Raw genomic sequence first — 12,840 nt, 5'->3', positions numbered from 1 at the left:
TGTTCATCTCAGAGCTGCCTTGCCAAGGATCAGCAACTGCACCTCGCTCGCCCCTTCATAAATGCGCAGCGAGCGGATGTCGCGGTACAGGCTTTCAACCTTTTCGCCCACCTGCACGCCGCGCCCGCCAAACATCTGCAGCGCCATGTCGATCACGCGCTGGGCGTTCTCCGTGGCGGTGAGCTTGGCGCTGGCAGCCGCAGCGGTGTAGGCCGGTGTGCCTGCACCTTGGGTGGTGCTGCAATCGCGCATCCAGGCGGCGCGGTAGGTGAGCAGGGCGGCGGCGTCAATGAGCGCGCTCATCTCGCCCAGACGCGCCTGGGTGAGCTGGAAGTCGGCCAGGTGCTGGCCGAACATGCGGCGCTGCCTGGCCTGGTGCACGGCTTCCGCGAAGGCGCGGCGCGCCATGCCCAGCGCGGCGGCGGCCACGGATGCTCGGAAGATGTCCAGCGTCTGCATGGCGAGCTTGAAACCGCCGTTGACCGTACCCACGAGTGTGTCCGGACCGAGTTGGCACTCGGCAAAGCGCAGCGTGGCCAGCGGGTGGGGTGCCATCACGTGGATGTGCGCGCTGCTGTCGAGGCCGGCTTGCGGCGCGTCGACGACGAAGGCGCTGATGCCGCGCGATCCTGCGTCCGGATCGGTCTTGGCAAAGGTGACGTAGAAATCGGCCAGGTCGCCATTGCTGATCCAGGTCTTGGTGCCGTTCAACATCCAGCCGGCTGTGGACCGGGTGGCGCGGGTGGCCATGGCCGCCACGTCGGAGCCGGCGTCGGGTTCGCTGAGCGCAAAGGCGGCGATTTTCTGCCCCGTGGCCACTGCGCTCAGGTATTTGGCCTGTTGCTCGGGCGTGCCGCCCAGCGTGATGGCGCCGCTGCCCAGACCTTGCATGGCGAAGGCGAAATCGGCCAACGGGGAATGGAAAGCCAGCGTCTCGCGCAGGATCACCAGCGAGCGCGAATCGAGTGCCGGCAATGCGCCGCCGTGCGCAGCAGGCACGCAATAGCGCAGCCAGCCATCACGGCCCAGGCGCGCCACCCAGTCTTTGCAGGCAGCGCGGTCGTCGGTTTCGTCCACGTTTTGCAGCGCGGCCCAGTCGGCCAGCTGCGGCGCCATTTCGCGGTGGTGGGCGTCAAAGAAGGGCATTTCCCACTGTGCTTGCGGTGGGTGCATGCCGTGGGGGCGTTCAAAAGCAACCATCAGGACTCCCGGCGGGCCGCCCCAAGGGAGGCCGGTGCCCCCTCGGGGGGCAGCAAATACACGAAGTGATGTGCGTGGGGGTTCATGTTCAATCTCCCTCAAACTGCGGGCGCTGTTTGGCGGCAAACGCCTCGTATGCACGCGTGAAATCCTGCGTCTGCATGCAGATGGCCTGTGCCTGTGCTTCCGCTTCGATCGCCTGGTCCAGTGTCATGGCCCATTCCTGGTGCAGCATGGTCTTGGTCATGCCGTGCGCGAAGGTCGGACCCTGGGCGAGCTGGGCGGCGAGCTTGTGCGCGGCAGCTTGCAGTGCGTCGCTTTCATGCAGCGCGTTGAAGAAGCCCCAGGCGTGTCCTTCCTGGGCGCTCATCGCGCGGCCGGTGAACAGCAGCTCGCTGGCGCGCCCCTGGCCGATCATGCGCGGCAGCAGGGCGCAGGCTCCCATGTCGGCACCGGCCAGTCCCACGCGTGTGAACAGGAAAGCCACGGTGGCCTGCGGCGTTCCCAGGCGCAGGTCGGAAGCCAGCGCCATCATGGCGCCAGCACCGGCACACACACCGTCCAGCGCAGCCACGATGGGTTGCGGGCAGGCCCGCATCGCGCTCACCAATGCACCCGTCATGCGGGTGAAGGCCAGCAGTTCCGGCATCGTCATCTTCGTGAGCGGCCCGATGATCTCGTGCACATCGCCACCCGAACAGAAGTTGCCGCCAGCACCCGTGACCACGACCGCCTTCACATCGGTGGCCCGCTGCAAAGCCAGGAACCAGTCCCGCAGCTCGGCATAGGAGTCAAAGGTGAGCGGATTCTTGCGCTCCGGCCGGTTCAAGGTGACCGTGGCCACGCCATCCGCCACGCTCAAGGCGAAATGCTTGGGCGCATGACCCGCCACCGCTGTGAACTGGCCGCGCATGGGGTTGTGATCGGGGATGGGGTGTTTCATGGCAATCGTCAGTCAATCAAAATTCAGTGGAGCAAATGAAAAAAAGCTTCCGGAGCTAGGAGCGCCATCCAGGCACACCGAGGATCTGGCTCCGCCAGTCCCAGGTGTGGTCCCCCCTCTGGGGGGAAGACGCGAAGCGGCGCAGGGAGGAGCCAGTCCTGGGGGCGTCATTTCAATCCACCTTTGACCTTGCCCAGCAACCGGTACAACTGGTCGAGCTCCCGTGCGCCCAGGCCCTCGAAGGCATCCACGATCCACTGCTCATGGTGCTGGGCCATGCTGGCAAAACTGGAGCGACCGCGTTCGGTCAGGCGCACACGGAAGGCGCGGCGGTCGCCCTCGACTTCCATGCGCTCCACCAGCCCCTCGGCCACCAGTTGGTCGGTGATGCCCGTGACGTTGCCGCCCGTGACCATGAGCCGGTGCGAGAGTTCTTTCATCTTCAGGCCGGCGGGGTGGCGTTCCAGCTGGGCCATGAGGTCAAAGCGCGGCAAGGTGGTGTCGAACTGTTCGCGCAGGCCGGTGCGCACCCGCTTCTCGATCAGCTGCGAGCAGGTCAGCAGACGCAGCCACAGGCGCAACTCGTGGGCGTGTTCGCTGTGGGCACGCGCTTCGAGGTCGAGTGTGTCGAGGGGGGCGGTGGTCATGTGGTCTCCGCAGGGTCCTGTGGAATGGCCGTGCCTTGCAGTGCCTGCTGGCGCGCGATTTCGCGGTAGAGCTGATCGCGTCCGCTTTCGTAAGGACGCGGCCAGTCCACAGCGCGTGTCTGCAGTTTGGCGGCTTCATGCAACGTCCAGGCCGGGTTCGCCAGGTGCGGCCGCGCCACGGCGCACAGGTCGGCGCGGCCGGCGCCGATGATGCTGTTGGCGTGGTCGGCCTCACTGATGGCGCCCACGGCCATGGTGAGGATGTCCACCTCATTGCGGATGCGGTCGGCGAATGGCGTCTGGTACATGCGGCCGTACACCGGCTTGGCGGCACGCGTGGTCTGGCCGGAGGACACGTCGATCACGTCACAGCCCGCAGCCTTGAACAATCGCGCCATGACCACGGCGTCGTCGGGCGTGTTGCCGCCTGGCGCCCAGTCATGCGCGGAGATGCGCACGCTCATGGGCTTGTCTGCGGGCCACACGGCGCGCATGGCGGTAAACACCTCCAGCGGGTAGCGGCAGCGGTTCTCCAGCGAACCACCGTAGTCGTCGGTGCGCTGGTTGGTGAGCGGGCAGATGAAGGCCGACAGCAGGTAGCCGTGCGCGCAGTGCAGCTCCAGCCAGTCGAACCCTACCTCCGCCGCGCGCCGGGTGGATTCGACGAAAGCAGCCGTCATGGCGTCCATGTCCGCGCGCGTCATGGCACGCGGTACCTGGTTCTGCGCGCCATATGGCACAGCGCTCGCAGACAGGATCGGCCAGTTGTCTGCGTGCAGTGGTTCGTCGATCTGTTCCCAACCCAGCTGCGTGGACCCTTTGGGCCCGCTGTGGCCGAGTTGCAGGCCGATTTGGGCGCTGCTCTGGCCGTGCACGAAGTCGACAATGCGCTGGAAAGCGGTTTGCTGCTGCGCGTTCCACAGGCCGGGGCAGCCCGGCGTGATGCGGCCTTCGGGAGTGGGGCTGGTCATCTCCACCATCACCAGAGCAGCACCACCCACGGCGCGTGCACCCAGATGCATCAGGTGCCAGTCGCCTGCGATGCCGTCGGTGCACTTGTACTGCGCCATGGGCGAGACAACGATGCGGTTCTTCAGTTCGACGTTGCGAACCTTCAGCGGCAGCAACATCGGCGGCGTGGGGTGTTTCTTCCGTGCGGTACCAGGACGGGTCTTGGTTTCCAGCCACGCTTCATATCCTTCCAGCCATTTCGCGTCGCGCAGCCGCAGGTTTTCGTGGCTGATGCGCTGGCTGCGCGTGAGCAGCGAGTAGCTGAACTGCTCGATTTCCATGCCGGTGTAGCGGTCCACGTTTTCGAACCACTCGGTGGAGTTGCGTGCGGCGTTCTGGATCTTCAACACCTCCACACTGCGCCGCGCCTCGTAGCTCTGCAGCACTTCTGCCATCGATTCGCTGCGCCCGGCTGCGTCGCGGAATTCGTCGGCCAGATCGATGGCGTCTTCCAGGGCCAGTTTGGTGCCGCTGCCGATGGAGAAGTGGGCGGTGTGCGCGGCATCGCCCATGAGCACGATGGGTATGCGTCGCGCGAGATCAGCCCCTGGACCCGGCAAGGACCGGGACCCTTCCCCGTCCTGGGGCAGCGACCCGCGCAGCGGCGGAGCGTGGGGGCCCAACTCCTGCCAGTGCACCCAGGTCTTGCAGATCACGCGGGGGAAACGGATCCAGTTGGCTGAGCCGCGCAAGTGCTTGGCGTTGCTGATCAGGGCATTGCCGTCCAGGTACTTGGCGAACAGTTTTTCGCAGAAGGCGATGCCTTCGTCCTGGCTCATGTCTTCAATGCTGTGTGCGCGCCACACTTCTTCGGGCGTTTCCACGATGAAGGTGGAGGTCTCGCCGTCGAACTTGTAGGCGTGGGCCTGGAACCAGCCGTGTTCGGTCTTTTCGAATGCGAAGGTGAAGGCGTCAAAAGTCTTGTGCGTGCCCAGCCAGACGAAGCGGCACTGACGGGCATCGATGTCGGGCTGGTAGGTGGCCTCGTAGCGGGTGCGGATGCGGCTGTTGAGGCCGTCGCTCGCGATCACCAGGTCGGCGTCGTATTGCCTTGCCAGGGCCTGGTCGTCGGTCACGTCGGTCTCGAACACCAGATCCACGCCGAGCGCGATGCAGCGCTCCTGCAGGATGTTGAGCAGGCGCTTGCGGCCAATGCCACAGAAGCCATGGCCGCCGCTACGCACGCTGCGCCCTTTGTAGAACACCTCGATGTCGTCCCAGTGGTTGAACGCATCACCGATGAGCTGGGCCGACTCGGGATCAGCGACCTTCAGGTTCTGCAGCGTTTGGTCCGAGAACACCACGCCCCAGCCGAAGGTGTCGAACGGCCGGTTGCGTTCCACGACCGTGACCTGCAGATCCGGGAAACGGCGCTTCATCAGCAGAGCAAAATACAGCCCAGCCGGGCCGCCGCCGATGCACAGGATGCGCCGCAGCGCAGGGATGGGGGTGTTCATGCTGAAATAGTTTAGACCTAAACGATTTTCAGCGTATCGGGAAAACCCGAAGAGGTTTCGCTAAAACCCGAAGGCTTCAGTAAAACCCGAAGGCTTCAGTAAAACCCGAAGGGTTTCGCCAAAACCCGCAGGGTTTCTATGGAACCCAGGTGCTTTGCCGAACCGAGGGGGAGCGTCGGTCGATGTTGACCCTCTGCGGGGACAGGGACAGAATGGATCGGTCAATCCGTGGGCGTTGATGGCCCGATCAAGCATCCTTGATGCAGAGTTGATGCAAGAATGGTCCGAACACACAAGGAGATCCAACATGTCCGTCTACCGATTCAAGTCCCGTGAAACCGGGGATCTCGTGATGCTGAAGCCACACGGCAAGCGCGTGCTCGAAATCATCGGCAAAGACCCGGCGCCCCAGGGCATCGTGCTGCCGCAACAGATGCCGGCGGCCGTGCAGGCCCTGCGCGATGCGGTGGTGCAGGAAGAGGCCGACCAGAAAAGGCAGCGCGAAGAGGCTCAGGCCAAAGGTGAACCCCCGCCCGAATTCGATCACGTCAGCCTGCGCATGCGCAGCGCGCCCTTCATCGAGATGATGCAGCGTTGTGAGCAGGCTGGGGTTGAAATCGTCTGGGGGGTGTAGAGAACTCCCCCCTGCGCCGCTGACGCGGCTTCCCCCCTCTCTGGCGCGGCTTTGCCGCTTGGAGGGGGGACGCACCCTGTGGCCCGGCAAAGCCGGTTCCACGGGAGCCCTTGATTCAAGCTCGCACGCCGGTGAGGTGTCCGGCGTTCACAGGAATTCGATGATCTGGCGCTCACCCGGCGCGAAGTGACTTCAGGTCCAGGGGCAGCAAGGGTCCGGCTCTGCCGGCCCCAGATGCCGTCCCCTCTCCAAGCGCCGCAGGCGCGCCAGAGAGGGGGGAAGCCGCGTCAGCGGCGCAGGGGGGAGTTAATCTACTCTAGCTCCAGCCGCCTTCACCACAGGCGCCCATTTGGCAATTTCGCTGTCGATCAGGCGGGCAAATTCCTGGGGCGTGTTGCCGCTGGGTATCGCGCCGAGGCCCGCCAGGCGGGTGTTGATCTCGGGCAGTTTCAATGCCTTGGCGATTTCGGTCTGCAGGCGGGACACGATGTCCGGGGGCGTGCCGGCGGGCGCCAGCATGCCGAACCAGGAGCTGGCTTCAAAACCCGGCAGGTTGGCGGCTTCGGCCACGGTGGGGATGTCGGGCAGGGCCTGTGAGCGCGTGGCGCTGGTCACGGCGAACGCTTTCAGGCTGCCGGCCTGGATGTGAGGCATGGCCGATGGCAGGTTGTCGTACATCATGTCCATGGTGCCCCCAATGAGGTCGCGCACCGCCGGACCCGAACCCCGGTAGGGAATGTGCGTCATGAAGACGCCGGTCTGGGCTTTGAACAGCTCACCCGCCAGATGGATGGAGGTACCGTTGCCGCTGGAAGCCATGTTGAGCTTGCCTGGGTTGGCCTTGGCATAGCGAATGAAGTCCGGCACGGTGTTGATGCCGAGTTCTTTTGCTCGCGCGGCGTTCATCACCATCACATTGGGCACACCGGCCACCAGGGTGATGGGGGAAAAGTCCTTCTGCGGGTCATAGGGCAGCTTGCTGTACAGGGCCTTGTTGATGCCATGTGTGCCCACCGTGCCCATGAGCAGGGTGTGGCCGTCGGCGTCTGCCTTGGCCACGTGGTCGGCACCGATGTTGCCGCCGGCACCGCCCCGGTTGTCCACGATGAACTGCTGCCCGAACGCCTTGGAGAGCTCGGGGGCCAGCACGCGGGCCAGGATGTCGGTGGTGCCGCCGGGTGCGAAGGGCACGACAATGCGCACCGGCTTGGTGGGCCAGTTGCCCTGTGCCAGCGCCGCGCCGGGCAGGGCCGCCGCTGCGGCGAGGGCCATCAAAGTGCGTCGGGTGAAGTTCATGCGGGTCTCCTGCTGAGTTGTTCAATCTGAGACCGCAGGGCTTGACCGGTGCGAATGCCGAGCGCCTCTGCGGCTGCGTTGGCATGGCTGACCACACCGCGCTCCAATGTACTGGCGGCCAGGCCGATTCGCGCGCTCATATGAGACACCGCACACGCCGCCAGCCCATGCGCCTGCAAGAAATCCAGGCCCGCAATGCCCGCGTCATCCAGGCCCACACCCGCATCATTGAACACCGACAACAACGGCCGCGCCGCCAGCGCATAACGCGCCGAACTCAAGCCCCCATGCGAACCGCTCAAAGCAATGCAGCCCGCATCAGCGGGCTGCAATTCGGTGATGGAGTCCACCACACGGAGCCGGATCATGTCACTGCCTCACGCCGAAACAGATACCGCCGGAGAGAAGTACCCCATCCAGCAGACATCGTGGAACCGGCTTTGCCGGGCCACAGATGTCGCCCCCTTGAGGGGGTCGCGCGAAGCGCGGCGGGGGTGGGGCAAAGCCCTGCGGCGGGGGTGGGCCAAAGTCAATCAGCGTACTGACCAGCCGCATCAATCACGGTCTTGAGCTTGGTGATCTGATCGGCCACGAATGCCTTGTGGCCCTCAGGATTCACGCGGTTGTCGGTGACCACCACGGCGCCCAGCATTTCCTGGCCCTTGATGAACTTGGGGTCCTTCAGCGCAACCTTGAGGGCGTCGTTGATCTTCTTGGTCACGTCGGCCGGGGTGCCCTTGGGCGCATACAGACCGTGCCAGATGGTGAGGTTGAAGTCCTTCAGGCCCATTTCCTGAAGCGTGGGGTAGTCCTTGAGCAGCTTGTGGCTGTCCAGACGTTTGGCGGTCGTGACGGCATAGCCTTTCACGCGGCCGGCTTCGATCTGGCTGGTGGTGTTGGTGGTCTGATCGCACATCAGATCCACCTGGCCACCGATCAAATCGTTCATGGCGGGTGCCGTGCCGCGGTAGGCGATGGCGGTGAGCGACTTGTCCAGTTTCATGGCCGACTGCCACATCAGGCCGCACAGGTGCGAAGCAGAACCCAGGCCGGCGTGGGCGAGGTTGACCTTGCCGCCGTTGGCACGGATGTAGGCCTCGAAATCGCGATACGTGTTGGCGGGCACCTTGGGCGAGCCCAGCAGGGTCATGGGCACGTCGTTGATCATGCCGACGTACTCAAAATCCTCCAGAGGCTTGTAGGGCAACTTGCGGTACAGACCGGCGGTTGCAGCCATGCCGATGTGCCAGACAAGCAGGGTGTGACCGTCCGGAGTGGCGCGGGCCACTTTGGATGCACCAATGGTTCCACCAGCGCCGGCAGCGTTTTCCACCACGATGGTGGCGTCACCCAGCGGGGCGCGCAGGGCTTCTGCCAGCTGGCGGGCCACGGTGTCGGTCGGGCCACCAGCGGCGAATGGCACCACGATGGTGATGGGCTTGCTCGGGAAGCCTTGTGCAAATGCACCGGCGGACACGGCAGCAGTCAGTGCCAGGGTGAGGATCTTCTTCATGGGTGGGCTCCTAGGTTGAACGGGACACGGAATCGTATCCCCAGCCCAGACACGGGGAATCGCGGAAATTACGTAGCGTTGCACCGGGGAAAACCCTCTACTCGGCGCAAAGAAGCCTGGCTCGCCGTCCCTAGCAAAGAGGTATGCCACCCAATTTCCGGCGCGCAGTGCCTCTACCCAGGACCAAGGAATGTCCGGCGCGAAATGCCTCTATCAAGGGGCAGCAAGGGACGGCTCCGCCGGCCCAGGATGCCGTCCCCCTCCAAGCGCCGAAGGCGCGCCAGAGAGGGGGGAAGCCGCGTCAGCGGCGCAGGGGGGAGTCACTCATACTTTCTGGCGTCCTCAATCACCTTGCCGTCATTGGGCAGGCTGCCAGGGCTCAGCAGTTCGACCGTCCCGCGAAGCTTGGTGACTTCACGGATCGCCTCACCCACGCGCTGCTCCAGGCCTTCGGCGCGGCTGCCGTCGGTCTCCACCTTCAGCATCATCTGATCGTTGGCCATCTCGCCACTGACCACCAGTCGCACGCGAACAATTTCGGGGAAACGGCGAGCGATTTCCGCCACTTGGGCGGGATGCACGAACATGCCCTTGACCTTGGTGGTCTGGTCCGCCCTGCCCATCCAGCCCTTGATGCGCGGAGCGGTGCGCCCGGTCGGGCAGGGGCCCGGCAGCATGGCCGAGAGGTCACCGGTGCCGAAGCGGATCAGCGGGTAGGCCGGGTTGAGCGTGGTCACCACCAGCTCGCCCACTTCACCCTCTGGCACCGGGTCGCCCGTGCCGGGCCGCACGATTTCCACGATCACGCCTTCGTCCAGCACCAGGCCTTCGCGCGCCGCGGTCTCATACGCCACCATTCCCAGGTCGGCGGTGGCGTAGGTCTGGTACACGGCCACGCCCTGTTGTTTGAACCAGTTGGTCAGGCTGGGCGGGCAGGCCTCCCCCCCGACCGAGGCCTTGGTCAGGCTGTGGATGACGGTGCCGGTCTCGTTCGCCTTCTCGATCAGGATGCGCAAAAAGCTCGGCGTGCCGGTGTAGCCATTGGGCTGCAACTCGGCGATCGCTTCCAACTGCTGTTCGGTCTGGCCGGTGCCCGCAGGGAACACCGTGCAGCCCACGGCGTGGGCGCCGGATTCCAGGATGAATGCGCCCGGTGTCATGTGGTAGCTGAACGCGTTGTGGACCAGCTCGCCGGATCGGAACCCGGCGGCGTACAAGGCACGCCCGGCACGCCAGTAGTCGCGCGTGCTGCCTTCGGGTTCGTAGATGGGACCGGGGGAGGCGAACACCCGCGACATCTGGGGGCCGCGCACCAGCGCAGAAAACCCCCCGAACGGATCGCCGCCCGCCGCACGCGAGGCCTTCTGCTGCTGCAGCAACTCGCTCTTGCGCGTCACGGGCAATCGGGCCAGGGCCTCACGGCTGTTCACATCGGCAGCGCGCACGCCATCGAGGATGCCGGCGTACGCCGCACTGTGTGCCTGTGCATGCGCCACCTGACCCGCCAGCGATGCCATCAGCTCGGACTCACGCTGGTCAGGTGAGCGGGTTTCCAGTGCGTCAAAGTAGTCGGTCATGTCGAAAACCACAAAAGTGAGAGAGAGGTGTCTTTGTCCAGAGATGCTGCGGAACTGGCTCTGCCAGGCCGCTGGCATCGCCCCCTTGAGGGGGTGACGCCGAAGGCGGCGCGGGGGTGGGGAAAGTCCTTGCGGAAAGCGCCGCGTTGGTTGGCTACGCCAACCAACGCTTTCTGCGCTTGTAGCTCTTCACATCCTTGAAGCTCTTGCGTTCCCCTCCGCCCATGCCCAGGTAGAACTCCTTCACGTCTTCGTTGTTGCGAAGGTCTTCGGCCGCGCCGTCCATCACGATGCGGCCCGACTCCATGATGTAGCCGTAGTCCGCATAGCGCAGTGCCATGTTGGTGTTCTGCTCGGCGAGCAGGAAGGTGACTTTTTCCTTGGTGTTGAGGTCTTTGACGATCTCGAACACCTCTTCCACGATCTGCGGTGCCAGGCCCATCGAGGGCTCATCGAGCAGCATCACACTGGGGTTGGTCATCAAGGCCCGACCAATCGCGCACATCTGCTGTTCGCCGCCCGAGGTGTAGGCCGCCTGCGAGGTGCGGCGCGTCTTCAGCCGCGGGAAGTAGTTGTAGACCTTCTCCAGGTTGGCCGCGATCTCGCCCTTGTCCTTGCGGGTGTACGAGCCGGTGAGCAGGTTCTCTTCAATGGTGAGGTGAGCAAAGCAGTGCCGCCCTTCCATCACCTGCACCACCCCCCGGTTCACCAGATCGGCCGGTGTGAGGTTTTCAATGCGCTCGCCCCGCAGCTCGATGCTGCCCTTGGTGACCTCGCCCCGTTCGGCCTTGAGCAGGTTGGAGATGGCGCGCAGCGTGGTGGTCTTGCCCGCGCCATTGCCGCCCAGCACCGCCGCGATCTTGCCCTGGGGCACGTTGAGCGAAACGCCCTTGAGCACCAGAATGACGTGGTTGTAGATGACCTCGATGCCGTTGACGTTGAGAACGATGTTGGGAGTACTCATGATGTGTTCCTTATGGATCCCTTGTCTGGACCATTCACAAGGCACGGCACGCCGGCCTTGTAAATGGCAACTGAATTCAGTTGCCGGAGGAAAGATCCACCGCGAGCGAAATGACCCCTTCCAGAGACACCGCGGAACCGGCTTTGCCGGGCCGCTGGTGTCGCCCCCTTGAGGGGGTGACGCGCCGCAGGCGCGGCGCGGGGGAGGGTCAAGTCTTGCGCGGGGGTGGGCTTAGCTCGTGCAGTCGGCGCTCGTGCGACGGGTCAGCTTCTTCTCGGCGGCGTACTTGTCGGCCGCGGCCTTGACCATCGGCTTGATGATCTGCTCATCGGCCTGGTACCAGTCGCTGCTGAACTCCCACTTGCTGCCGTCCCAGGTGTGGATGCGGGCCCAGGCGGCGCCCATGTGGTCCTGGCAACTGGTGGAGATCGGGCGCATCACGCCCTTGAAGCCCAGCGCGTCGAGCTTGGCCTGCGTGAGGTTGAGGTTTTCATAGCCCCAGCGCGCCTGTTCGCCGGTGACCACTTTGCCCTTGCCGTACTTTTCCTGCGCGGCGCGAACACCCTCCACCGCGAACATGGCGCTCATGAGACCCCGCATGTAGAGCACCTGGCCCACTTCTTCCTTCGGCCCGGTGCCCTGGCCTTTGGCGTGCACCTTGTCCAGGATTTCCTTGACCACGGCCGAGCCTGTTTCGGTGCCGTGCTGCATGGTGATGGCGTTGTAGCCCTTGGCGCCCGCGCCCACATCCTTCACGTCGGGTTCTGCACCGGCCCACCACACGCCGTACATCTTCTCGCGCGGGTAGCCGGTGGCCTGTGCTTCCTTCAGAGCGGTGGAGTTCATCACACCCCAGCCCCAGTTGAGCACGTAGTCGGGGCGGTTCTGGCGGATCTGAAGCCAGGTCGCTTTCTGCTCCACGCCAGGGTGCGTCACCGGCAACAGGCTGAGCTGGAAGCCATGCATGGCGGCGCGCTCCTGCAACAGCGGGATCGGCTCCTTGCCGTACGGGCTGTCGTGGTAGACCAGCGCGATCTTCTTGCCCTTGAGCTTGTCGTAGCCGCCTTCCTTCTTGGCGATGTGCTGGATCAACACGTCGGCCGCCACCCAGTAGGTGCCGGCGATCGGGAAGTTCCACTTGAACACGCCGCCATCGGCCGACTCGCTGCGGCCATAGCCGGCGGTGATCAGCGGGATCTTGTCGCCCGGGGCCTTTTCGGTCAGTGCGAAGGTAATGCCGGTGGACAGCGGCTGGAACACCGTGGCGCCACCGTTCTTGCCCTTCAGACGCTCGTAACACTCCACACCGCGATCGGTGGCGTAGCCGGTTTCGCATTCTTCAAAAGAAACCATCACGCCATTGATGCCACCACGCGCATTGGTGAGCTTGAGGTAGTCGGCATAGCCATTGGCAAACGGCACGCCGTTGGGCGCATAGGCACCGGTGCGGTACACCAGCGACGGGAAGAACTGCTCCTTGGCCTGGGCCATGGCGGCAGGGGTGACCAGCGCGGCCGAGAGCCCGGCACAGGCCACCGACACGGACAGAACCAGATTACGTATTTTCATCACTTGTCTCCTATAGGAAGTTCACACAC

At 64.6% G+C, this 12,840-nt stretch carries 11 protein-coding genes; 1 reads left to right on the top strand and 10 read right to left on the bottom strand.

Annotation, left to right across the window (positions count from 1 at the left end):
• Positions 1 to 3: 3 nt before the first annotated feature.
• The 4 genes from J2W49_RS08095 to J2W49_RS08080 all read right to left on the bottom strand — a co-directional run bounded on the left by J2W49_RS08095 (position 4) and on the right by J2W49_RS08080 (position 5,258).
• On the bottom strand, positions 4 to 1,173 hold the full coding sequence (locus J2W49_RS08095; RefSeq protein WP_310314110.1) for an acyl-CoA dehydrogenase family protein: 1,170 nt from the start codon (positions 1,171 to 1,173) through the stop codon (positions 4 to 6).
• A gap of 115 nt (positions 1,174 to 1,288) precedes the next feature.
• Positions 1,289 to 2,143: an enoyl-CoA hydratase family protein gene (locus tag J2W49_RS08090; protein ID WP_310314108.1), complete on the bottom strand. Its 855-nt coding sequence runs from the start codon at positions 2,141 to 2,143 to the stop codon at positions 1,289 to 1,291.
• A gap of 167 nt (positions 2,144 to 2,310) precedes the next feature.
• A complete protein-coding gene (locus J2W49_RS08085; protein ID WP_310314105.1) occupies positions 2,311 to 2,790 on the bottom strand; it encodes a MarR family winged helix-turn-helix transcriptional regulator in 480 nt (159 codons plus the stop codon).
• The gene (locus J2W49_RS08080) at positions 2,787 to 5,258 is read right to left on the bottom strand and encodes a bifunctional salicylyl-CoA 5-hydroxylase/oxidoreductase (protein ID WP_310314103.1); all 2,472 of its coding nucleotides are present in this window, start codon (positions 5,256 to 5,258) and stop codon (positions 2,787 to 2,789) included. The genes J2W49_RS08085 and J2W49_RS08080 overlap by 4 nt, the downstream gene beginning before the upstream one ends.
• 307 nt (positions 5,259 to 5,565) lie before the next feature.
• Here J2W49_RS08080 and J2W49_RS08075 point away from each other — a divergent pair, with 307 nt between their 5' ends.
• A complete protein-coding gene (locus tag J2W49_RS08075; protein WP_310314101.1) occupies positions 5,566 to 5,892 on the top strand; it encodes a DUF1840 domain-containing protein in 327 nt (108 codons plus the stop codon).
• Between the two features lie 306 nt (positions 5,893 to 6,198).
• Here the strand turns inward: J2W49_RS08075 and J2W49_RS08070 are convergent, their stop codons facing one another.
• The 6 genes from J2W49_RS08070 to J2W49_RS08045 form a co-directional block, all read right to left on the bottom strand.
• Positions 6,199 to 7,188, bottom strand: a complete 990-nt coding sequence (locus J2W49_RS08070; RefSeq protein WP_310314098.1) for a tripartite tricarboxylate transporter substrate binding protein — start codon at positions 7,186 to 7,188, stop codon at positions 6,199 to 6,201.
• Positions 7,185 to 7,556, bottom strand: a complete 372-nt coding sequence (locus J2W49_RS08065; RefSeq protein WP_310314095.1) for a hypothetical protein — start codon at positions 7,554 to 7,556, stop codon at positions 7,185 to 7,187. Before J2W49_RS08065 ends, J2W49_RS08070 begins: the two co-directional genes overlap by 4 nt.
• Positions 7,557 to 7,717: 161 nt before the next feature.
• Complete coding sequence (locus tag J2W49_RS08060) at positions 7,718 to 8,701, bottom strand: tripartite tricarboxylate transporter substrate-binding protein (protein ID WP_310314092.1); 984 nt, start codon at positions 8,699 to 8,701, stop codon at positions 7,718 to 7,720.
• Between the two features lie 320 nt (positions 8,702 to 9,021).
• Positions 9,022 to 10,278 (bottom strand): phenylacetate--CoA ligase family protein, encoded by a 1,257-nt coding sequence (locus J2W49_RS08055; RefSeq protein ID WP_310314090.1) that lies wholly within the window; start codon positions 10,276 to 10,278, stop codon positions 9,022 to 9,024.
• Between the two features lie 154 nt (positions 10,279 to 10,432).
• Positions 10,433 to 11,242 carry an ABC transporter ATP-binding protein gene (locus J2W49_RS08050; protein WP_310314087.1) on the bottom strand — a complete coding sequence of 270 codons (810 nt, stop codon included), beginning with the start codon at positions 11,240 to 11,242 and terminating at the stop codon, positions 10,433 to 10,435.
• A 231-nt stretch (positions 11,243 to 11,473) separates the two neighbouring features.
• Positions 11,474 to 12,811, bottom strand: a complete 1,338-nt coding sequence (locus tag J2W49_RS08045) for an ABC transporter substrate-binding protein (protein ID WP_310314084.1) — start codon at positions 12,809 to 12,811, stop codon at positions 11,474 to 11,476.
• Between the last annotated feature and the right edge of the window lie 29 nt (positions 12,812 to 12,840).

Source organism: Hydrogenophaga palleronii (assembly GCF_031457455.1).
GTDB classification, from domain to species: Bacteria; Pseudomonadota; Gammaproteobacteria; order Burkholderiales; family Burkholderiaceae_C; genus Hydrogenophaga; species Hydrogenophaga palleronii_A.
The sequence above is the reverse complement of the archived record's forward strand: the minus strand, read 5'-3'. Positions and strand labels throughout refer to the sequence as shown.

Bases quoted from the DNA above. Each gene is read 5' to 3' on its own strand.
- J2W49_RS08095 (WP_310314110.1), bottom strand. From the start codon at position 1,173: ATGCACCCACCGCAAGCACAGTGGGAAATGCCCTTCTTTGACGCCCAC.
- J2W49_RS08090 (WP_310314108.1), bottom strand. From the start codon at position 2,143: ATGAAACACCCCATCCCCGATCACAACCCCATGCGCGGCCAGTTCACA.
- J2W49_RS08085 (WP_310314105.1), bottom strand. From the start codon at position 2,790: ATGACCACCGCCCCCCTCGACACACTCGACCTCGAAGCGCGTGCCCAC.
- J2W49_RS08080 (WP_310314103.1), bottom strand. From the start codon at position 5,258: ATGAACACCCCCATCCCTGCGCTGCGGCGCATCCTGTGCATCGGCGGC.
- J2W49_RS08075 (WP_310314101.1), top strand. From the start codon at position 5,566: ATGTCCGTCTACCGATTCAAGTCCCGTGAAACCGGGGATCTCGTGATG.
- J2W49_RS08070 (WP_310314098.1), bottom strand. From the start codon at position 7,188: ATGAACTTCACCCGACGCACTTTGATGGCCCTCGCCGCAGCGGCGGCC.
- J2W49_RS08065 (WP_310314095.1), bottom strand. From the start codon at position 7,556: ATGATCCGGCTCCGTGTGGTGGACTCCATCACCGAATTGCAGCCCGCT.
- J2W49_RS08060 (WP_310314092.1), bottom strand. From the start codon at position 8,701: ATGAAGAAGATCCTCACCCTGGCACTGACTGCTGCCGTGTCCGCCGGT.
- J2W49_RS08055 (WP_310314090.1), bottom strand. From the start codon at position 10,278: ATGACCGACTACTTTGACGCACTGGAAACCCGCTCACCTGACCAGCGT.
- J2W49_RS08050 (WP_310314087.1), bottom strand. From the start codon at position 11,242: ATGAGTACTCCCAACATCGTTCTCAACGTCAACGGCATCGAGGTCATC.
- J2W49_RS08045 (WP_310314084.1), bottom strand. From the start codon at position 12,811: ATGAAAATACGTAATCTGGTTCTGTCCGTGTCGGTGGCCTGTGCCGGG.